20 protein-coding genes are annotated in these 21,241 nt (G+C 60.4%); 4 read left to right on the top strand and 16 right to left on the bottom strand.

All coding sequences use genetic code 11. The features are described 5' to 3' along the window. Nucleotides 1-628 precede the first annotated feature (628 nt). The 4 genes from HNQ81_RS08305 (at nt 629) to HNQ81_RS08320 (ending at nt 5,145) form a co-directional block, all read left to right on the top strand. On the top strand, nt 629-2,353 hold the full coding sequence (locus tag HNQ81_RS08305) for a 4Fe-4S dicluster domain-containing protein (RefSeq protein ID WP_183350262.1): 1,725 nt from the start codon (nt 629-631) through the stop codon (nt 2,351-2,353). Further along, nucleotides 2,350-3,279 (top strand): CoB--CoM heterodisulfide reductase iron-sulfur subunit B family protein, encoded by a 930-nt coding sequence (locus HNQ81_RS08310; protein ID WP_183350263.1) that lies wholly within the window; start codon nt 2,350-2,352, stop codon nt 3,277-3,279. Before HNQ81_RS08305 ends, HNQ81_RS08310 begins: the two co-directional genes overlap by 4 nt. Nucleotides 3,280-3,432: 153 nt before the next feature. After that, on the top strand, nt 3,433-4,191 hold the full coding sequence (locus tag HNQ81_RS08315; protein WP_183350265.1) for an ATP-binding protein: 759 nt from the start codon (nt 3,433-3,435) through the stop codon (nt 4,189-4,191). 246 nt (nt 4,192-4,437) lie between these two features. Further along, nucleotides 4,438-5,145 carry an HD domain-containing protein gene (locus HNQ81_RS08320; protein WP_205240241.1) on the top strand — a complete coding sequence of 236 codons (708 nt, stop codon included), beginning with the start codon at nt 4,438-4,440 and terminating at the stop codon, nt 5,143-5,145. Between the two features lie 102 nt (nt 5,146-5,247). Here HNQ81_RS08320 and HNQ81_RS08325 read toward each other — a convergent pair whose 3' ends face one another. The 16 genes from HNQ81_RS08325 to HNQ81_RS08400 all read right to left on the bottom strand — a co-directional run bounded on the left by HNQ81_RS08325 (nt 5,248) and on the right by HNQ81_RS08400 (nt 21,236). After that, nucleotides 5,248-7,332: a molybdopterin-dependent oxidoreductase gene (locus HNQ81_RS08325; protein WP_183350269.1), complete on the bottom strand. Its 2,085-nt coding sequence runs from the start codon at nt 7,330-7,332 to the stop codon at nt 5,248-5,250. A 35-nt stretch (nt 7,333-7,367) separates the two neighbouring features. Next, entirely contained in the window at nt 7,368-8,153 is a 786-nt protein-coding gene (locus HNQ81_RS08330) for a 2Fe-2S iron-sulfur cluster-binding protein (RefSeq protein ID WP_183350271.1), read from the bottom strand. Between the two features lie 9 nt (nt 8,154-8,162). Continuing rightward, nucleotides 8,163-8,609: a CBS domain-containing protein gene (locus HNQ81_RS08335; RefSeq protein ID WP_183350273.1), complete on the bottom strand. Its 447-nt coding sequence runs from the start codon at nt 8,607-8,609 to the stop codon at nt 8,163-8,165. An 83-nt stretch (nt 8,610-8,692) separates the two neighbouring features. Then, entirely contained in the window at nt 8,693-8,902 is a 210-nt protein-coding gene (locus tag HNQ81_RS08340; RefSeq protein WP_183350275.1) for a hypothetical protein, read from the bottom strand. A 26-nt stretch (nt 8,903-8,928) separates the two neighbouring features. Then, nucleotides 8,929-11,094: an FAD-dependent oxidoreductase gene (locus HNQ81_RS08345; RefSeq protein WP_183350277.1), complete on the bottom strand. Its 2,166-nt coding sequence runs from the start codon at nt 11,092-11,094 to the stop codon at nt 8,929-8,931. Between the two features lie 155 nt (nt 11,095-11,249). Beyond that, nucleotides 11,250-11,765 carry a 4Fe-4S dicluster domain-containing protein gene (locus HNQ81_RS08350; RefSeq protein ID WP_183350279.1) on the bottom strand — a complete coding sequence of 172 codons (516 nt, stop codon included), beginning with the start codon at nt 11,763-11,765 and terminating at the stop codon, nt 11,250-11,252. Between the two features lie 56 nt (nt 11,766-11,821). Further along, nucleotides 11,822-12,289 carry a ferritin-like domain-containing protein gene (locus tag HNQ81_RS08355; protein WP_183350281.1) on the bottom strand — a complete coding sequence of 156 codons (468 nt, stop codon included), beginning with the start codon at nt 12,287-12,289 and terminating at the stop codon, nt 11,822-11,824. A 374-nt stretch (nt 12,290-12,663) separates the two neighbouring features. Continuing rightward, complete coding sequence (locus HNQ81_RS17815; RefSeq protein ID WP_183350283.1) at nt 12,664-13,053, bottom strand: sulfite exporter TauE/SafE family protein; 390 nt, start codon at nt 13,051-13,053, stop codon at nt 12,664-12,666. 26 nt (nt 13,054-13,079) lie between these two features. Then, nucleotides 13,080-14,297 carry a sulfite exporter TauE/SafE family protein gene (locus HNQ81_RS17820; RefSeq protein ID WP_275888831.1) on the bottom strand — a complete coding sequence of 406 codons (1,218 nt, stop codon included), beginning with the start codon at nt 14,295-14,297 and terminating at the stop codon, nt 13,080-13,082. Nucleotides 14,298-14,348: 51 nt separating this feature from the next. Further along, nucleotides 14,349-16,001: a GAF domain-containing protein gene (locus tag HNQ81_RS08370; RefSeq protein WP_183350284.1), complete on the bottom strand. Its 1,653-nt coding sequence runs from the start codon at nt 15,999-16,001 to the stop codon at nt 14,349-14,351. Nucleotides 16,002-16,129: 128 nt separating this feature from the next. Then, the gene (locus HNQ81_RS08375) at nt 16,130-16,495 is read right to left on the bottom strand and encodes a response regulator (RefSeq protein ID WP_183350286.1); all 366 of its coding nucleotides are present in this window, start codon (nt 16,493-16,495) and stop codon (nt 16,130-16,132) included. A 25-nt stretch (nt 16,496-16,520) separates the two neighbouring features. Beyond that, nucleotides 16,521-18,101 (bottom strand): two-component system sensor histidine kinase NtrB, encoded by a 1,581-nt coding sequence (locus HNQ81_RS08380; RefSeq protein ID WP_221270848.1) that lies wholly within the window; start codon nt 18,099-18,101, stop codon nt 16,521-16,523. Beyond that, nucleotides 18,098-18,574 (bottom strand): hypothetical protein, encoded by a 477-nt coding sequence (locus tag HNQ81_RS08385; RefSeq protein ID WP_240191722.1) that lies wholly within the window; start codon nt 18,572-18,574, stop codon nt 18,098-18,100. Before HNQ81_RS08385 ends, HNQ81_RS08380 begins: the two co-directional genes overlap by 4 nt. A gap of 386 nt (nt 18,575-18,960) precedes the next feature. Beyond that, a complete protein-coding gene (locus HNQ81_RS08390) occupies nt 18,961-20,394 on the bottom strand; it encodes a sigma-54-dependent transcriptional regulator (protein ID WP_183350288.1) in 1,434 nt (477 codons plus the stop codon). Between the two features lie 54 nt (nt 20,395-20,448). Further along, the gene (locus tag HNQ81_RS08395) at nt 20,449-21,054 is read right to left on the bottom strand and encodes a DUF3786 domain-containing protein (RefSeq protein WP_183350290.1); all 606 of its coding nucleotides are present in this window, start codon (nt 21,052-21,054) and stop codon (nt 20,449-20,451) included. Between the two features lie 2 nt (nt 21,055-21,056). After that, on the bottom strand, nt 21,057-21,236 hold the full coding sequence (locus tag HNQ81_RS08400; protein WP_183350292.1) for a histidine kinase: 180 nt from the start codon (nt 21,234-21,236) through the stop codon (nt 21,057-21,059). Nucleotides 21,237-21,241 lie beyond the last annotated feature (5 nt).

Genomic DNA, 21,241 nt, shown 5'->3' on the forward strand with positions numbered 1-21,241 from the left:
TTCCCCGGAGAAACCAGTCCGAAACACCCTCAGAGTTTCATTTGCAAAAATATCCCCCGGGTGTGCCGAGCACGTCTTTTATATTGTACAACCGCCTTTCTCCCGTTAGACTGGATATGATACTTCATCCCTTCATTCCTCCTCTCTTTCACCACAGGATTATGTCATGGAAATCACAGTGGACAGGAATCCGGTCGGATTGTCGCCGGAGAATGAAAAGAAGCGAACGACTTGAGCGCCTTCTGGAGAACCGTTGGCGATTGCGTCACATTCAACCGGGACATCGTCCCGGTCGGACAATGTCTACCGGGGGAATCGAAGGTCACCTGTTTCGCTATCAAAGGCTGACCTCCCGGCAACCAACACCGGCATAAACGGGGATTGCCTCCCCGGCTTCCGGGCCTTACCTTTCGACCGCTGGCCCGGCGGCGAAGCAGCAATGAAAATTTCTCCCGTTATCAATCTGTCGCCCGCCGGCGCTTTAAAGTCATCGGTATCGCAACGGCCGGTGCAACCAGCAACGTTCATGCGTCTCCGCATACATACCCGGTATGGCTCAAACATGGATTGGTTCCCTCCAGCCATGTTCCGTTAACCATCAACACGATTGAGGATATCGAGATTTGTCATGAATTTCACTCTGCTTCTGACGGTCGCCGTCTCTATCTGTCTCATCGGTATTGTTCTGCGCTTTTATGTCTGGTTTTCGCAAGGAATCCACCCGCCCGCAACATCCTCCTCCCTGCCGCAGCGCCTGGCAGCGGCGGGAAGGGCCATGGGGGGAGCGCTTTTCGGTCCCAGACTGGTAACGATCCTCAAATCCATATTCCTTGATCTGCTGTTCCAGCAACGGGTCTTCAACAAGAACACCCTCCGCTGGCTTGCCCACGGCCTGATCTTCACCGGTTTTCTGCTGCTGTTCTTCCTCCATGCCCTCGATTCTCTGATTACCGAAAAGCTCTTCAGCGGCTACGTCTCGACCCTCAACCCCTATCTCTTCCTCCGCAACCTGTTCGGCCTGATGGTCCTGGCCGGAGTCACGATCGCCGTCTACCGCCGGATCACCCTGCGACCGCAGCGGCTCAAGACCTACGCCGGCGACTGGGCGGCCCTGATCTTCGTCGGCGGCATCATTCTCTCGGGGATGCTGCTCGAAGGGGCGAAGATATCGTCGTACTCGACCTTCCAGCGGATGGTCGAGGACTACGGCGATGTCGCGGGCGACCAGGAGCAACAGGCGCTGGAGGCCTTCTGGGTCAAGGAGAACGGCCTCGTGATCGCCCACCGCAAGGTCGAGATGACGACCGCCCTGGTCGATCAGGGACGGGAGATCAGCGGCAGGAGCTGCATCGAGTGCCACGCCCCCAACACCTCGGCCTTCGTCAGTTACGGCCTGGCCAGAATCACCGGGCCGATCGCCGCCGCCGCAGGCGATGCCGGAGCGGTGAATTTTCTCTGGTACCTCCACATCCTGTTCTGTCTTTCGTTTCTCGCCTGGCTGCCCTTCTCGAAGATGTTCCATATCATCGCCGCCCCGGTCAGTCTGATCATCACCAGGATCATGGGCAAGGAGAACGGCGAACCGGCCAATGTCCTGACCCGGCAGATGATCGGTCTGTCGGCCTGCACCCACTGCGGCGCCTGCAGCCTGGAATGCTCGTCGAACATGTTTTTCGAGTCGTTTCAGAACGACTTCATCCTGCCCTCGGAAAAGGTCCAGTTCCTCAAGAATCTCGCCGCCGGCAGGGAACTCGATCCCGACACCCTGAAAAAGCTGCAACAGGGGCTGTACATCTGCACCAGCTGTGACCGCTGCACCGATATCTGCCCTTCCGGTATCAATCTGAAAGAGCTGTTCGTCAGCTCGCGCTACGCCCTGCTCGCCCACGGCATCCCCGAGACCTCGATGCTCAGCCATTTTTCGTTCCCGCTGGCCCTCGCCCAGTATCGCGTCGACGATCATCTCAAGGCCCTGAAGATCCTGGAACAGCTGTTCAAAAAGAGCTTCAGGGTCCTGGCGGACATGGTTCAGCCCCTCACCCTGACGCGGCCCGGAAAATTCAGCAACCCCTCGTACCGGAGCTGCTATTCCTGCCAGCGCTGCACCAACATCTGTCCGGTCGTCCGCAGCTTCGACAACCCCGGGGAGGCCCTGGGCCTTCTGCCCCATCAGATCATTTACAGCCTCGGCATCGGCAATGTCGATCTGGCCATGGGCTCGAAGATGATCTGGAGTTGCTCCACCTGCTACCTGTGCCAGGAACACTGCCCCAACCAGGTTGAGTTGTGCGATATCTTCTACGGCCTGAAAAACGCGGCCATTGCCAAGATCGAAGAGGGAGACAGGTCATGAAATTCGCATTTTTCCAGGGATGCAACATCCCTGTCCGGATAGAACAGTATGCCGACTCGACCGAGGCAGTCCTCCGGATCTTCGACATCGAACTGGTAAAGATCCCGGAATTCAACTGCTGCGGCTACCCGGTGCGCAACGTCGACGAGAAGGCCTACATCCTGCCTTCCATACGGAATATGGCAATTGCCGAAAAGGCGGGACTCGACATTCTCGTCATCTGCAACTGCTGTTTTGCCAGTCTGCAGAAGGCGAAAAATGTCCTCGAAAAAGACAGTGCCCTGAAGGACGAATTCAATACCCTGCTGGCTAAGGAAGGCCTCACCTATCATGGCGCCACCCGGATACGGCACTACCTCACCGTTCTTCACGAGGATGTCGGCATCGAAGCCATCAGGAACAAGCTGGTCAACACCTGCAAGGGCCTCAAACTCTCCGTCATCCATGGCTGCCATATCCTGCGGCCGCGTGAAATCACGCAGTTTGACGATTCCTTCGTGCCGCGGATAACCGAGGATCTCGTCGGGGTTACCGGGGCGACAAGCATCGACTGGCGCGGCAGCCTGGAGTGCTGCGGCGCCGCTCTGGCCGGTCTCAACGACGAGCTGTCCCGCAGGCTGCTGCAGGAAAAGATCACCGGCGCCAGGGAAGCGGGGGCCGATTACGTCACCCCGATCTGCTCATACTGCCACCTCCAGTTCGACACCACCCAGGTCAACATAGCCGCCCAGGCGGGGCCTGAGACCGATCTCCTGTCGGTGCTCCTCTATCCCCAGCTTCTCGGCCTCTGTCTCGGCATAAACGAACAACGGCTGGGAATCGCCAGAAACCGGACCATCGGGGTCGGCGACATCGATCACATCAAATCCCTCCTCGCCCCCCCGGTCGAGGAAAAAAAGAAGAAGGTCCGGCAACAGGCGGCCTAGAAGCCCTCCCCTGATTTCCTCCTCCGCACCCATCTCGAACCGGCCCGGACTTCGTCCCGGGCCGGCAAATTGTGCTGGCGAACGGACAAACAGTGCATATATTCATAAATCGTATCATATTACCCCCACATCAATACTTCAGAAGGAGCGTTTATGAGCAAGATCATTGCATTCGCCGGTAAGGGCGGCGTCGGCAAGACCACCGTCGCGGCCCTGGTCATCCGTTATCTCTCATCCACCGGCAAAACACCAATCCTCGCGGTCGATGCCGACCCCAACAGCAATCTCGGCGAGACTCTGGGGCTGGAGGTGCCGTCGACCATCGGCGACATCCGCGAAAATTACATGCGCGACCCCCAGGGAGTGCCTTCGGGCATGGACAAGGTCAATTACATCGAGACCCTGGTGGAACAGGCCCTGATCGAGAAGCCGGCATTCGATCTCCTCGTCATGGGCCGGCAGGAAGGCCAGGGCTGCTACTGCATGGTCAACAATATCCTCAACAAGTTCACCGACAAGCTGGCCGCAAGTTACAAGTATATGGTCGTCGATAACGAGGCCGGGATGGAGCACCTCAGCCGCCGCACCAGCGGCAAGGTCGACACGCTCTTTCTTGTCACCGATTATTCGTTGCGGGGACTCAGGGCGGTCCGCCGCATCCACGACATGCTGCCGGGGCTGAATCTCGAGGTCAAGCAGATCGGCCTGGTCGTGACCCGGGGGCCGCAGCAGCTGAACGAGGTCTTCCTGCGCGAGGTCGAAGAGATCGGCATACCGCTGGTGGGGATCATTCCCGACGACCAGGCTCTTCTCAACTTCGACATGGAGAAGCGCTCCCTGCTCGAACTCCCCGACGATTCCCCATCGGTCGTGGCGGTCAACAAGCTGATCGCCGACAACTGCGCCTTCTGATCACGACGATTAAGGCCTTCTCCCAAGCCGGGAATACCCCACTGTTCCCGGCCGTTTTTTTCCATTTCCTTGACCCATGTCAAGGTCCGCCCGGCGGATCCGGTCTATGCTGGACAAAATGCCAGAGGGCGTCGCTCCCATCACGCCCCGGTACGGATTCTTTTTCTCGCTTCCGGAAACGACCTTTCCGGAAGGTCACTGGATATATCACCAAGGAGTGCTGCCATGAAATGCCCGGGACAAGATATGCAATTCTGGAACGAATCGGCGATCTATGAGGAAAACTGCCCCAAATGCGGCCGGACGGTCGAGTTCTACAAGGATGACACCAATCGTAAATGCAGCGGTTGCGGCCACCGGATGGTCAACCCCCGCCTGGATTTCGGCTGCGCCGCCTATTGCCAGTTCGCCGAGCAGTGTCTCGGCACCCTGCCGGAGGAATTTGTCGGCCAGCAGGACAACCTGCTGAAGGACCGGGTGGCGGTCGAAGTCAAACGCTTCCTCAAGTCCGATTTCCGCCGGATCGGCCACATCATGCGGGTGGCCCAGCAGGCGGAGAAGATTGCCAGGGACGAGGGGGCCAACCTCGGGGTGACCCTGTGCGCCGCATATCTGCTGGAACTCGGCGAGATCGAGGCAGCCGGCAGACACGCCGACCCCACGGCGGACCAGATCATCGATGAAGGACAGCGGCTCGCCGCAGACATCCTCGGCCGGCTGTCGGCCAAGGAACCGATAGTCCAGGGAGTGTGCGCCCTGATAGAGGCCCGTCACCGCGATCAGGGTGATGATTCCCTGGAGGTCAGGGTTCTCGCCGACGCGGCGGAGCTGGCCCGGTTAGAAGAGATGCGGCGGAACGAGCCGAAGCAGGCACGCGAACTCGGCCGACTCATGGCGGAGCAACTGCTGACTGCGAGCGGTCGCCAGCTGGCACAGAAAATGAGCGGTCTATAACGTAAAAAAGCAGCAAGGCGGAACCCGAGGAGGGTCAGCCTTGCTGCCTGCAAACAGTATCAAAAATTCGGTGTACTGTAACCGCCGACCAACGTTACCGGATCAGGCCTTGCGCACCGAGACGAAATGCTCCTGGTAGGCGATGGCGCCGCCGGCCCGATCCCATTTGTCGAGGCCGCCGCGCATGAAGTTCTGATCGGCGAGGCCCCTGCCGAAGGCCCGGCTCTCGATCGGAATCTTATGGCCGAAACCGTGGATGATGAACACCGCCTCGGGGTGGATCAGGTCGGTGACCTTGGCCACCGTCGTTTCCGAATAATCCCGCTGCGACACCACGACCGTATCGCCATCGCTGATCCCCAGTTTGGCCGCGGCCTTGGAGTTGATCCACAGGGGATTGATCGACATCTGCTCGAACAGCAGCGGGTTGTTGACCGTATGCCCCTGGGTGTGGAGGGCGCAGCGGCCGAACGTCAGGCGGAACATCCCCTCCGGCGGTGTTTCCGGGGCCTCGAAAGGTTTGAGTGATTGCAGGCCGGCCTTTTCGAGCTTGGCCGAGACGATCTCGAGCTTGCCGCTCGGCGTCTTGAACTTCAGCCTGTCCATATCGCGGTAGATCGGCTTGTCGGCGAGGTTGACCATGCCGGTGGCGTTGAAATCAGCGATCGCCACGCCGGTGCCCTGCAGCTGGAAGTTCCAGACGTCCTCGGCGGAATCGAACACCAGTTCGGGCAGACCCAGGCGCTTGGCCAGGCCGCCGACGATCTCCCAGTCGGCCTTGGAGTCGTAACGCGGCTCGATCGCCCGGTGGCGCACGAAGAACTGGGGCTTCAGGGCGTTCTTCGTGGCGATGACGCTCTCCCGTTCGAGATAGGGGGAGAGCGGCAGGACGACGTCGGAGTACCAGGCGGTGTCGGACCAGCTGAAGGTCACCGCAACCAGGAGGTCAAGGTTGTCGAACTTCTTCTTGAGGCTGTCCGGGTCGGGGAAGCCCATCAGCGGATCATGACGGTAGGCGATATAGGCCTTGACCGGGTACGGGTCGCCGCTGCCGATCGCCTCGTACATCAGGTGGGCGAGCCCGGGTCCTTCCTCGAAGTGGGTGTAACGCCAGCCGAGGCCGTCGGCCCGCTTGTCCGCCGGTTTGGGGTAGAGATCGACAAAGGCCTTGAGATCGGCCCGGCCGACATCGCCCGGCTTGCTGACCAGCGGCATCCCGCCCTTGGCGCCGATGGAGCCGAGCAGAGCGTTGACGATGTAGGCGGTGCGGCAGACGTAGAACGAATCCTGATAGCGTGCCGCCATCCAGCCGGGATGCCAGATGACCGCCCCCTTGGCGGCGACCAGCTCGCGAACGAAGGCGCGCAGCTCCGCCGGGGCGATGCCGGTCTCCCCTTGCGCCCATTCCGGGGAGTAGGGCTCGATGAAGTCCTCGAGGTCCCGCAATCCTTCGATATAGCGGCTGGCGTACTTCTCGTCGTAGAGCCGTTTTTTCATCAGCTCATGGATCACCGCCAGGTTGAAGGCGTAATCAGAACCGGGCCGCACCTGGAAGTACCGGGTTGCCTTGGAGGCGGTGACCGTGGCGCGGATGTCGATGACCGTCAGCTTGCAGCCGTTTTCCATGGCATCCATGAGGTTGTTGACCTCCTGAACGTTGATCGCCTCGAAGATGTTGCGCAGCTGCAGCACGACATGCTTGGCATTCTTGAAATCATAGGCGACGCTCTTGCGCCCCATGCCGGTGATCGACAGACTGGCGTGCTGAACATTGCGGGCGCAGGAGGAGTCGTGGTTGCAGTAGTTGGGACTGCCGAGGCCGCGCAGAAAGGCGCGGTGCATATCGCGGAACGGGCCGCCGCGGTCGGTCAGGGCGATGCCTTTGGCTCCGTATTTGTCCTTGATTTCCTGCAACTTGTCGGCGACGTAGTCGAAGGCCTCGTCCCAGCTGACCTTGCGCCATTTGCCCTCGCCCCGGGCGCCGACCCGGATCATCGGGGTCTGGGGCCGTTCCGGGTCGGTAATGAGGGCATTGCCGGCGGCGCCGCGCGGGCAGACCGCCCCCTTCATCGCCGGGACATGGGGGTTTCCCTGAAGAAACGTGACCTGGCCGTCCTCGACCGTCACCTGGATCGGACACCGAACGGTACACATCCCGCATACACTGAATACTGATTTGGCAACCATGGGTATTTCTCCTCGCTCGAAGCTGTGCTTGCAGCCTACCGCTGCCGCTTGTTGGTGGTTTGTTGTCGTGGCGGTTGTTTTTCTAAGACCTGAAGCCGGTTGGACAGGAGCTTGGCGCAATTGGCGCAGTAGCTGTGATGCTCCTTGACCTGGGGATGGGGAGCGGTGCGCTTCTCCATCAGCCCTATCTGCTTTTCGGTGGCGTAATATTTGCCGCAGCCCTGGCAGCGCAGAAGCGGCTGGCGGCCGAAGACCTCGCCGCGGATGGAGATCGTACGCATCCCGCCGTCCTCCCGCACCGTAATCGCCTGGGTCGGGCAGATATTGGCGCAGGTGCCGCAGCCGATGCAGCGGTCGGGATCGGGGGTCACCAGCTGCCTGTCGTCCACCACCTCCATGCGCAGGGCCTCCTGGCCGACAATCTCCTTGCACACCCGGATACAGAGGCGGCAGCGGATACAACCGTCCGGTGCCGGCGGCAGCTCGATTCCTTCCTGGGCGGCGAGATGCCGGATCCGCTCCGACATCGGGGCCATGGCGTTCAATTTCAGCAGGGCCTTGGTCCGCGCCTGGCGCACTTCAGCCCCTTGCGTCCACAGCCTCATTCCCGGCTTGACCTTGAGCAGGCAGCTCAGCATGATCGTCTTCTCACCTGTGACCTTTTCGACCGCCACCGCGCAGATCCTGCACGAGCCGGAGGCCTTCAGGGCCGGATGGTGGCAGAGGGTCGGGACCACTATGCCGAGGCTCCGCGCCGCCTGGAGGACCGTCGTTTCCGGTTCGACACTGACCGGCTGGTCATTGATATGGATGGTGATCATCGTCCTTCCTCAATCGTTTGGCGCGTCATGCAACGCGTCGATATAGTTTTGCAGGTATTGCACCTCGCCGTGCAGGAGGGCATTTTCCGCCAGCACCAGGCGGCAGAGGGAAACGACAACAATTCCCTGCGCCGCCGCGACCGGCAGGTGATCGATGCCGGCCGCCGTCATCCTTTCTATCGCCCGGCCGACCGGTTCTTCATCGGCCACGGTTGTCACCTTGGCGCCCAAGGCCGCCGCCACCGGAGCCAACCAGGGATCGGCCGGGAAGGTTGGCTGGGCGAGGAAGCCCAGAATATCGGCGGCGGTCAAGACACCCAGGCATGAGCCGCCTTCCACAACAATCGCCGCCGCCCCGTCCCGGCGCATCGCCCGCGTCGCCTCGGCAAGAGTGACGTCCGGGGCGACGGTCACGATCTTCACCCGGCAGTCGTCGAGAACTTCCGCCAGTCGCATTCAGCCGCCGTTACGATATTGCTTGTTCATTGTCGGTCTATCGTGACGATTCCCGGTACCGTTTTCAAACTGTTTGTCCGAGCCTACTCCAGAACCTCGAGGCAATCCTGCGGCAACCGATAGGTTCCCTTGTCTTCGAGGCTGACCTCGATGAGAGAGTCCGGGTCGTTGATCTGGGAATCCGGATCGGTGACGATGCCCCGGCTGCCGACCAGCCCGTCCATATACTCTTCCCAGCTTTCGTCGTTGCTGCGGCGCAGAACCCGCACCATCTGGCCTTTATGGAATACCATCGTTGTTCTCCTCTATTCTCTGTTTTTCAAGGCGTAGGGATGACTGTGGAGCCGCCGTGATGTCCCTTTTTCCGGGCGCAGACATCGCATTGCAGGGCGTCGCCATTCTGGGGCGCCGGCGCCAACGCCCCCAGACGGCCACGGATGAAGGCCAGGTAGCGTTCGGTGCCGATGACCGCACCGCAGCTGGAGCAGAACAGCAGAGGTTGGCGGCTGAGTACGGTGCCGCACAGGGTGAGGATCCGCTCGGAGCCGCGATCCTCGATCCGCATCGCCCCGGTCGGACAGTTGGCAGCACAGGCACCACAGCTGATGCAGCGCTGCTCGGTGCGGCGGAAATCACTTTCATCGGGATGATCGAAGGAGAGGTAGCCGAGGGCCAGGGCGTCGACCCCCATCTTCTCCTTGCAGACCGTGACGCACTTGCCGCAGCGCCGGCAGATGTCGCACCGCAGACAGCGGCGGGCCTCTTCGCGGGCCTGGTTTTCGGTGTAACCCAGTTCCACCTGCTGGAAGGTCGTGCGGCGGCGGTCGAGGCCGAGCAGCGCCATCTCCGGCCGTTTCAACGCCATCTTGGTGTGGGCCGGGACATCGATGTAATCAATGCGCTGCTGCCGCACCGGCACCGGCGGCAGTTTTGGTTGCGGGATGCCGTCCAGATAGCGGTCGATGGCGATGGCCGCCCGTTTGCCGCCGCCGATGGCTTCGATGACCGTCGCCGGCCCGGTCACCGCGTCGCCGGCGGCAAAAATCCCAGGCAGGCTGGTTTCCATGGTGATGGTGTTGACGCGGATGGTATCGCGGTGGGTCCAGGAAAGCCCCGGCATACCCTCAAACCATTGCTGTTCGACCCGCTGGCCGATGGCGCTGATGATCGCATCAACGGGCATATCGAAGTCGCTGCCCTCGATCGGTTTGGGCGACTGGCGGTTGGAACCGGTCACTGTCACCAGTTTGGCCTTGAGGCAGCGCAGCGCCTGGACCCTGCCGCCTTCGCCGACTACCGCCATGGGCACGGTCAGCATTTCGAAACGCACCCCTTCCTCTTCCGCCTGCTCCACCTCTTCATGGTCGGCGGGCATTTCCTTGCGGGTACGGCGGTAGGCGATGGTGACCTGCTCGCAGCCGAGGCGCAGGCAGGTGCGGGCAGCATCGATGGCGACGTTGCCGCCGCCGATGACCACGACGTTTCTGCCGGGACGGCGGCGCTCACCGAGAGCCACCCGGCGAAGGAAATCGACCGCCCCATGGACCTGGGGAAAATCGTTTTCGCCGGTGATGCCGAGGTTGAACGAAGCATGAGCCCCGACGGCAAAGAAGAAGGCCTCGAACCCATCGGCGCGCAGCGACTCCAGGTCTACGTCTTTGCCGAATCGGGTGTTGAAGGAGAACTCGACCCCCAGTTCTTCGATCTTTGCGACCTCACGGTCGATGATGTCGTCCGGCAGGCGATAGCGCGGGATTCCGACCATGATCATGCCGCCGGCCCGGGGCAGGGCCTCGACGACCCGCACCGCATGACCGTGCAGGGCCAGGTAGTAGGCGGCGCTCAGGCCGCCCGGTCCGGCGCCGACAACGCAGACCTTGCGACCGGTGGCGGCGGCCTTCTGCGGATTGTGGTAGCGTCCCCAGGACATCGCCCGCTCGGCGGCGAAGGCCTTGAGAAACTTGATCGACACCGGAGTGTCGATCCGCGCCCGGACGCACATCATCTCGCAGGGCCGGGTGCAGACCAGGCCGCACACCCAGGGCAGAGGATTGTCGCGGCGAATGACCTCGATAGCCTCGTCGTCATGGCCGAGGGCAATGAGCGACACATAGGTCGGGACGTCGATGCCGGCCGGGCAGGCCATCTGGCATGGGGCCGGGGTGAGATGGTCGCAGACCGAGGCGGTACAGTTACGATCCAGGGCATGGCTGCGAAAGACCTCCTGGTACTCGGAGAGCCGTTCCTTGAGCCAGAGACCGGTCTCAACACCGGCCGGGTCGTCGGCAAAGGCACAGACTTCGGCTACCAGGGCATCGATGCTCGGGAGATGATCGGCGCCGGCCCGGGCGGCGACGATATCCTGGATCAGGGTGGCGATTTCCTCGAAGAGGCGGCGGCTGCGCGGATGGAGTATCCGACGGTTGACCGGGATCTTTTGCAATTCCAGCAAGGTCTCATGGACTGGGCACTGACTTGGGGTCATGGCAGGCTCTCACGGCAAACAAGGTGCAAGGTGGGCAAGGCGGCTGCAAACGGCAGACCTCGTCCAGCGGACAGATGTCCTGGCTCCCCACAGGGGGAGATACGTATCTTCACGAGCTTCTTTCTTCACCAACCGAATATGAATCTACCGGGGCACTAAAACGAGCTGTTTTCAAACGATGCTACCGATTCGGCATGGCGTTGTCGTTTCTTCTCGGTCATCGTCTGCCTTTCGCCGAACTCGAGACATTGGGTGGTGCAGGCGGTGACACAGGCCGGTTTCAGGCCCTGATCGATTCGATCCTTGCAGTAGTCGCATTTGACGACCTTGCCGAGTTCCGGATGCCACTGCGGTGCGCCCCAGGGACAGGCGGAAATGCAGGTTTTGCAGCCGACACAGAGATCATGGTCGACAAAGACAATGCCGTCGCTCGCCCGCTGCTGCATGGCGCCGGTGGGACAGGCGGCAACGCACCAGGGGTTCTCGCAGTGAAAGCAGAGCATGAAGACATAGGCGGTTCGCGGCAGACCGCCGATCAGTTTCGGCCCGACCTCGACGATCTGGCACAGACGCGGACCCGGCGGCAGACTTTTATTGGACTTGCACTGGATTTCACAGGCATGGCAGCCAATGCATTTGCGGGTATCCTGGGCGAGATGGTACCGGCTCATCAAAATTCTCCTTTAATCAATAGTTCAACGCAACATGGCACATGTTGCCGCAGTCCTCAGTCACCCATTTCAGCCATGTAGACGTCAAGGGTGCCCTCAAGGGCGAGTTTGTGCTTCGCCTCTTCCTGGCAAAGCATCTTGAAAACATTCCGCGCTCCCTCGTCTTCGGCCTTGGCGAGCAGGAGATTATAGAGCTCCAGCGCCTTTTCCTCCCGCTGGGCGGCGAGCATGAGGATGTCGCGGTACGACATGCCCGGCGTGTACACAAGGTCCGTCATGTAGTTGCTGCGCTTGATGTCGACGATCCAGGTGAACCGGTAATCGTCGAGAGCGCCGCCTCCACCGCCGCCTTTGAGATCTTCGAGAAGACGGCGGTGCTTGTCCTCTTCAGCGGCGAACTGAAAAAAGAGGTCCTTTGTCCCTCCCCGGGCTTCTTTTTCGCCGACCCGACGATAAAAGTCGGCGGACTCCTGCTCCTGGGTGATGGCGAAATCGATGATGGCGGTCAAGTCATTAAAGTCCATAGTTCGTCTTCAAAGTTCGTAAGCAATAATAGTGGGGGTGACCAGGCAGTTGCCTGCTGCGGATCTTCGTAACAGCCCAACCCAGCGCAAGATCATCCGTATTCAATGGGTTAAAAGTACTTTGTCAACGCTCGCTTGACAATCATTTCTACCCCGACCGGCAAACGCCCGGTTCCCCGGCATCGGCGGACGAGCCGACGATGCCGGGTTCGTTCGGATACAGGAACACGGCAGGCGGGAAGATGATCCCCATGGGTCGACACATGCGCCTGCCGTGTTTTTTCCGCCGCAACCTGCACACGGCACAGTACCAGAGACCGATGGCATGAAACCTGATTTCATGCCATCGGCGGAGTTTGTCCTCCAGGGATGTATCAATAGATCCCCAGCAGGTTGAGGGCCAGCAGCAGCAGACCGACACAGGCCACCCGCTTGACCACCAGCGGGCTGACCCGTTTGGCGATCTGCGGCCCGATATAGCCGCCGAGCAGGGCCGCCGGGAACATGGCGAGGAAGAAGATCAGGTCGAAGTTGCCGAACTGATAGTGGCGCATCGTGCTGATCGAGGTGTTGAAGAAGATCGCCAGCAGCGAGCTGCCGACGACCAGATACATCGGCAGCCGCAGGGCTACCGTCATCAGCGGCACCATGAAGGGGCCGCCGCCGAAACCGAACATCGACGACATGATGGCGATGAGGAAACCGCCGATGCAGCCGACTACCATGTTGACCTTAAATTCCTGGCCCCAGAATTCTACTTTCATATTTTATATCTCCTTGTATTGAAAGATTATTTTCCCTTGGTTGCTTCTTCGGCGCGTTTCTTGAACTCCTTGAGAATGGCCTGTTCCTTCTTGTTCTTGGCGAGATAGCCGGGCGTCGTCTGCCAGAACATCAGGGCGGCAAGAACGATCAGGATCCAGCCGAAGGCGAATTTGAACTGAGCCAGGGTGATCATCTCGGTCAGCTTGGGGCCGATAAAACCGCCGAGCAGCATGGCGCAGCCGATGCTGGCGCCGAGCTTCCAGTTGATAAATTTGATCTTCGAATAGTTCAAGATACCGCTGCCCTGGGAGAAGAGGACGGTCGGGGTGACGGTGCCGGCAACGATGGTGTGCGGCAGGGCCGGAAACAGGGTGACCAGCAGCGGGTTCAAGATAAAGCCGCCGCCGGCGCCCATCAGTACGCCGAAGATGGCGACAACCAGGGTCAGCACGAAGGGGTAGATCAGGTTCATGCTGGTGCCGGCGTTACCCATGTAGACGGTGGGGAAGGAAATCTTGTTGTCGAACACTGCCGGCTCGCTCTTGGCCTGGTTGTCGACCACGGCGACAATGTTATACTTGCCGGGCGCCAGACCGCTGCGGATATTGACGTCGGCAGTGTAGGAGCCATCCGGCTGGACGTCGATGACCGCGCCGAACACCTTGTCAATGCTGCGGAAGCGGGCCTTGACCAGTTGCATCGACCGCTTCTTGGTCTCCTTCTCGTCCATGGCCGGCAGCTGTTTGCCACGGCTGCCGACGATGCTGGCCATCAGGGTCGACTGGAAATGGTCGATCTTGATCCTGGGCGGCACCGAGTAGGCAACATCGGCGCCGAGATCCTTCAGCAGGGCCGAATAGCTCCACTTGTTGCCGGCTTTCTTGGCCTCGTCGATCGTCGGCTGCAGGTCTTTCTGCACAAAGATCTTGTAGTAGGCCGGCATCTCGCCGGACAGGTAGAAGATATACGGCCTCTTTCCGGTCTCCTTGTCCTTCTCGCTATCGAAGCGGCTGGCCCGCACATCATGATCCTCGGACCAGACCTCGAGATAGACCGCTTTGCCGGGCTCGGCCTGGCCGCTGACCTTGATCGTGCCGCCGTTTTTCAGCTCCGTCTTGTCGATCGCGATCGTCGGCGCCGCTGTTGCGTCGCCGCTCTCGACCGCATGTCCCGCCTGGGCGCCAAGCAACATCACCATCGCCAGGCCGAGCCATGGCAAGATTCTGAATCTGCTTTTCATCATTCCTTTCTCCTTGTTGAAAAATCGTTTGATTTGTCATGCGCTCATCGTCTCCTAGAGATCGACGATGCGCGTTTCCCCTACATAATCACGGCTCGAATAACCGGTCATGACCGTCATCTTGGCCGTCAGTTCGCTGATCGTTTTCAGGTTCCGCACCACGGTCCTGATATCCTCTTCCAGCTCGCTGCCGGCGAGATCGCCCTCCATCATCTGGGCGGTGCCGAGAGCGGCAAAGAGTGGCGAGTTGATCTCGTGGGCGACGGCGCCGGCCATCTCGATCACCCCCGCCAGCTTGCTCCGTTCGGCCTGCTCCGCCTCGAGACGGCGCTGGGCGGTGATATCGCGGATGATCTCGATGACGAACTCGATCGCCCCCGATTCACCGGTCATCGGCGTCGCCGTCCGTTCGTACCACCGGGTTCCGTCCTCCGCCTGCACCTGCTGGACGGAAATGGCCATCCGACCGGTGGTCATAACCTGTTGCATCGGACAGGGCGGATTTCCTTCGACCGCCTGGCACAGGCGACCGTACTCCATCCCCAGAAACTCGGACTCCTGCAGGCCGTTGATCTCGAGAAAGGCGCGATTGGCCATGACCGCCCGGCCCTGCCGGTCGACCACCAGCAACTGCGGCCGGATACAGTCGAGGATATTGGCCAGGAAGCGCTCATGCTCCTCGATCTGGTTGAACAGCAGGGTGATCTTGCGATAGGTCCGGGCGTTGGTGATCGCCGACCCTCCGGCCTCGGCCACGGCCAGGGAGAAATCGATCTCCGTCTGGCTGAAGGTCCTTCTTTCCCGGGCCAGGACCCTGATGATGCCGATGACCTCGTCCATGACCTTGATCGGCACCGCCAGCAGCGAGCGAATCCCCTCTTTCTCCATGTGCTCGTGGTACTGCACCCGATCGTCCCGAGCGACATCCTGGATCGCCACCGCCTCGCCCCGCAGGGCCTGAATGGTGTTCTTCTCGTCGACGACCTCGCCCCTGTCCAGATATTCCGGCGACAAGCCGGCGCTGGCGGCCAGGACCAGATCATTCGACTGCGGGGTCAGCAGACGGATGGTGCAGCCCTGGGCCCGCAGGCTCCTGGGCAGCAATTCAACGATGGTCTGCAGGACCCTGTCGAGATCAAGGGTCGAATTGACCAGCTGCGAGATCGACTGCAGCTCGTGCAGAAAATCGACCTGCTGTTCCAATTGTCTGAACATCCGGCCATTGGAGATGGCGATACCAATCTGCTCGGCCAGGGCCACCGAAAACAGAATCTCATCCTCGGCAAACTCACGCGGTGTCCGGGTGAGCAGGCGCATGATGCCGATCACCCGTTCCTGAAAGGCGATCGGCAGGGTCAGGACCGACTCGATGCCCTCCCGCAGCGCCGCCTCGCGGAACGAGCGATGGGGGCTGTCCGCCACCGCTCTCATCGCCACCGGGTGACCCGAAGCCGCGGTGGCGATGGTCTCCCGCGAATCGACGTCCGGCCGGGCCAGGTATTCCGGCGACAGGCCGGCGGCAGCACCGAGGACGAAGGCGCCGCTGGCCTGATCGAGCAACCTGATCGTGCAGGCGTCGATGGCGAGGAGTTCGGGCAGGCTGTGGACGATATTGGCCATGACCTGGTGGGAATCACGGACCATCGAGATCATCCGCGTCACCTGGTGGAAGACCTGCAGATATCGATATTCCCTGCTATTGTCCATCTCCGCCCATCCCCTTTCCGTCATCCGTCGCCGCATCGTTCATTGCCATCTCGAAACCGGCTGCCCATCATCCGATTGAAGCTGTGGCCAATCGCCGCCGGACGATGTGTGCCGCCACTGGAATTCTGTCATTTTTTACCTTTGAGGACCTTCTCGACCTTGTCTTCCAGCTCATCCTTGTCGATCGGCTTGACGCAGTATTCATCGGCGCCGAGCTGCATCGCCTCCCGCGCCGTCTCGACCGTCGGGTACCCGGTCAGCATGATTGCATGCATGGTCGGACAGGCCTGTTTCATCAGCCCCAGAACCTCTATGCCGCTCATCTTCTGCAGCTTGATATCGAGAATGGCGAGATCGACCGGGTGCGCCTTCACAAACTCCAGAGCCGCATCCTCCTCGGTAAAGGTATGAACCGTATGCCCCTTCCTCGTCAGGATCTTGCCGACCAGCACCGTTGCGTCGAAAACATCGTCAAGTACCAGTATTTCCGCCATTTGTTCCTCCATTGTCGTGACCATTTCAGGTCGTGGCGCCGTACATATCGGCGATCTGCCGGTGACCGCTGCCGCTGGCCGGCAACCGGACGCGGAAGAGGGTTCCGGGCAACATCCCCTGCTGCTGATCGTTCACCGGGCTTTCGACGCCAATCGTGCCGCCGTGTTCATGGATGATGCCATAGGAAACGGAAAGACCGAGTCCTGTCCCCTGGCCGACCGGTTTGGTGGTGAAAAAGGGTTCGAAGATCTTGGCCAGGTGCTTCTCCGGTATGCCCTGCCCGCTGTCGCGGATTTCCACCACCACATCGTCGTTTTCAATCCGGGTTCGCAGCAGCAACTCGCCACCCCCCTGCTCCAGCATCGCATGGTGGGCGTTGTTGACCAGATTGACGAAAACCTGCCGGAGTTTTTCCGGATCGCCGTCAATCCTCGGCAGGCTGTCCGCAAATTGACGATGGACAGCGATATGACTGAGCCCGAGGGTATGCTCGGTCACCGCCACGACGTCGGCCAGTATTTCGTTGAGATCGATCTCTTCCCGAGTGCTGCCGGACTGCCGCGAAAACTTCAGCAGGTCGGCGACAATCTTGCGGCTGGCCTTGGTCTGCCGTTCTATGACCTGCAGACTCTGGTAGGCATCGCTGCCCTCCTGGACATCGTCCATCAGCAGCTGGGAATAGCCGAGGATGATGCCGAGCGGGGTGTTGATTTCGTGAGCGACCCCGGCCGCCATCTGTCCGACCGAGGCCATTTTCTCGCTGGCCGCCAACTGCTCCATCATGATCTTGACCCTGGTCAGATCCTTGGCGATGACCTCGGAGCCCAGGATTTCCCCGCCTTCACCGATGATCGCCGTCGCCGACAGCAGCACGGAAACGACCTTCCCGTCCCGACGAGCCAGGTCGACATTGAGATCCTTGATATAGCCGTCCTGGAACAACCGTTTGGTAAAGGCATCCCTATCATCAGGATCTGATAATATATCGGCAAGTTGCAGGACGGATTCCTCCTCCCGGCAATACCCAAGCATCTCGAAGCCGGAATCGTTCATATCGACGATCCGGTTGTCGGCGTCGCTGAAAAAGACCATGTCCTTCGACGCCGAAAAGAGATGCCGGAACTTCTTTTCCGACTGCGACAGTTCCTCGGTCCGCTCCTCGACCTTCTGTTCCAGGGTCTGGTTGAGGTCGCGAAGCTGGGCCGCAACGGCGGCAAGATCACGGTTGGCATTTTTCAACTTGCCGGCCTCGTGTTCGAGGGCCTGGTAGGCCTGAACCCCTTTGTGATAGAAGATCATCACCGCCGCCACCGAGATCATGAACAACGTATTGAAACCGCCGGAGTACGGCGAGATCTCCGCCCAGATTTCGCCCTGGCCGGCGATCAGCAGGAACTGTTTGACCAGGTGGCCGACCGCCCGGGAAATGGTGAAGGCGGCGATGGCGAAGGTGACATAAAAAAGATAGCCCCAGACAAAGTTGCCGGGTTGCCGCCTGGACAACGACCGGGCGTAGCGCCAGGCCAGGAAGGCAAAGACGATATTGGCGGCGGAACCGATGATATCGAGGAGAATCACCGGCACCAGGGGAATGCCTGCAATCATCGACCTTCCTCCATCTTTTCGGAGACGGCGGCACGGGAAAATGAACGCATGGCGAGAAAAAGAACGAAAAGGGCCGGTGTGATAACCAGATGATCGAGGGCCGTGACATAGTAGACCCACCGGTCGAACGACACCGGTGGCAGCAGCAGGGCCGAGAGATAGCCGTCTTCGGTGGAGACGGCCTCTTCAGGCAGGTTCATCTGGGCGAGATGACCGATAAAGGCGAGGCCGTTCCAGATCATCATCAGCCAGCAGAACCGTTGGAGATAGAGCCAGCCGACCCCGGCAAAGCCGCTGCGGCGAATGTCCCACAGGAGATAGCCGAGGGCGCCGAGGTACTGGATATGGGCAACCTGATGAACGACTACGCCTTCTATGCCGCCATGGGTCTGCAGGGCCCAGGCATCCTGACAGAACAGCATGACGGTGACAAGCGGCGTCAAGGCGAGTATGCGCAGGCAGGCTGATATCATTCGTCCAGTTTCCAAGTGCAACATTCATGTTGCAGGCCGGAATACACAGGGCCGACCTGCGGAGATCATGGAGAACGGCTGTTCAGGCCGAGGAAGGCAGGGTCATGCCTCCAGCCAATGATGTACCCAGCCGGGCTCCATTGCCCCTCTCTTGCAGAATTGATACCAGAGAAACGACGAGGGCAAGAAAAACCAAAATTAACTATAAGCTATTGATATTCAATTATTATTTATGGCCGTGCCGCAATCCTCTCCGCCTCTGACGATGGCCGCTGGCCGCAACCGGATTATAGCAGTGCAACATTTTTGCTGCACCATGAACAACGGGCCGATAATCCCGGGAACCATATCTTGAAACAGTGGATTTTCAGCAGGGAGGGGAAAGGCTATGACCGGAAATCGCTGATCGCGATCTGGTAGCGCCGCAGCAGACGCTGCAGGGCCTGACGTTCCATGCCGCAGTTTCTGGCGGCAAGGGAAATATTGCCCTTGGTGCGGCCCAGGGCGGCTTGCAGGTAGCTGGCGGTAAATTCCTTCAGCACCTTCTCCTTGGCCCCGGCATAGTCGAGATGCTGGACCTGATCGAAACACAGACCGGAGTGCGCTTCGGGCGAACACTGGACCTCGACATCCAGCCTCAGATCCTTGCTGTCGATCGTCGCCCCGGAGCCGAGCAGCACCGCCCGGTTGATGGTATTCTGAAGTTCACGGACGTTGCCCCGCCAGGAACGGCGCAGCAGCATCTGGATCGCCTCTTCGGAAAACTCGAGTTCGGGCCGCTCATATTCAATCCGGTATTTTCGGAGAAAATGATGGATAAGCAGGGGAATGTCGGAACGGATCTCCTCGAGGCTCGGCATCCTCACGGTCACGACGTTGAGGCGGTAAAACAGGTCCTCACGGAATTCCCCCCGGGCGATCTTGGCCTCGATATCCTGGTTGGTCGATGCCACCACCCGCACGTCGACCGGGATAGTCCTGGTCTGGCCCAGGGGCTGGATCTCCTTTTCCTGGAGGACCCGCAGCAACTTGGTCTGGATCGATACCGGGATGTCGGCGATCTCATCGAGGAGGATGGTCGAACGGTGGGCCTCGACGAACAGGCCGACCTTGTCTCGATCGGCGCCGGTAAAGGCCCCCCGGCAATAACCGAACAGCTCGCTCTCGAGGATGTTTTCCGGCAGGGCCGGACAGTTGACGGTCACCATCCTCCGACCGGCCCGGCCCGACATCGCGTGCAGGGCCCTCGCCGCCACCTCCTTGCCGGTCCCCGACTCCCCGCGAATCAGCACGGTCATATCGCTGGGGGCGAGACGCTGAAGCAGATCCTCGACCTCCCTCAGCCGCGGCGCATTGCCGATAAATCCGAAAAAATCGCCGCGTTCGGGATTTTTCTGGAGTTCGTGAAAGCGCCTGTTTTCACGCAGCAGCCAGGTCCTCTCCATCGCCCTCGCCACTGCATGCAGAATCCGGTCATTGTCGAAGGGTTTCTGAAAGAAATCGTAGACCCCCGTCTTCAGCGCCTCCACCGCCATCTCCACCGTGCCGTAGCCGGTCATGATGATGGTGCTCATCGTCGGATCGATGTCCTGCAGGCGCCGAAAAAATTCGACTCCATCCATTCCCGGCATCTTGACGTCGGTGAGGACCACATCGGGCAGCCAATCCCTGGCGATCACCAGGCCGACGCCGCCCGAGTCGGCCTCCAGAACGTCGTATCCCCCTTTCTTGACCAGGAGTCTTGCCAGGAGTCTTCGCATATCGGGCTCATCGTCAACGACGAGAACCCGCCGGGACCCGTCGCCAGTCCATTCGTTCATGGCATATCAACCGGTTTGTCGTTCATCTGCCCCTCGACGGCAACCATCCCAGGATCATGGCCGGATCAATCTTCCGGCGAGCAACGTGCCGGTGATGGCCAGGCTTTCCATGTCGAGGAATACCTCGGCCGAGGCCCTGTAGAGGACGGAGGCGGAGGCGGCAAAGAGATCGTCCCGATCGTTGAAATTGAGCAGCACCGGTATCCGCGGCAGCGCCACGAAGCGCAGCGACAGGTCATGGGTGTCCGAAACGAGCCTCTTCCCCCCCAGTACCCCGGCCCGTTGCAGCAGCAGTGGTATCTGACCGGTGAAGGTCGTCTCGATGATCTTGTTGGTGTTGGTGGTGAAATAGGACACCAGCGGACCGGCATCCTTGAACTCGCGATAGGTCACCAGCCGCTCGGAGAGCGGCGGCAACTCGTCGGGACAGGTCAGCAGATAGCGGCACAGCACCACCCGTACCGCCGGCGTGGCCTCAGCCCCGGTCGGGTCGGTGATGCCGTCATACGAGACATGGTATTCACGGCCATAGAGCGGGACCCGCAGCAACCCCTCTTCTCTGCCGATGCCGAGGAGTTCGGCCCTGGCGAATATGTCGATTTCGCGGAGTTTGACAAGGTACCGCTGGTACGTTTCCTCAAAAACGGGGGCCTGTTGCATGCTCATGCTCCTCGCAGCCGTTCGAGCTGGTCAAGCACGAAATCGCGTTCATCCTCGAGGGCCAGCAGATCCATCATCACCGGCGGTTTGACGGAGTGGGCCGGGAGGCGCCGCTTCGTTTCCGTGATCTGTTCCTCGAGTTCCTGAAGCCGTTCCCGCAGCTGCCGTCTCTTCTCCGTCATCGAAT

The sequence above is a fragment of the Desulfoprunum benzoelyticum genome (assembly GCF_014201505.1).
In the GTDB taxonomy this organism is placed as follows: domain Bacteria; phylum Desulfobacterota; class Desulfobulbia; order Desulfobulbales; family Desulfocapsaceae; genus Desulfoprunum; species Desulfoprunum benzoelyticum.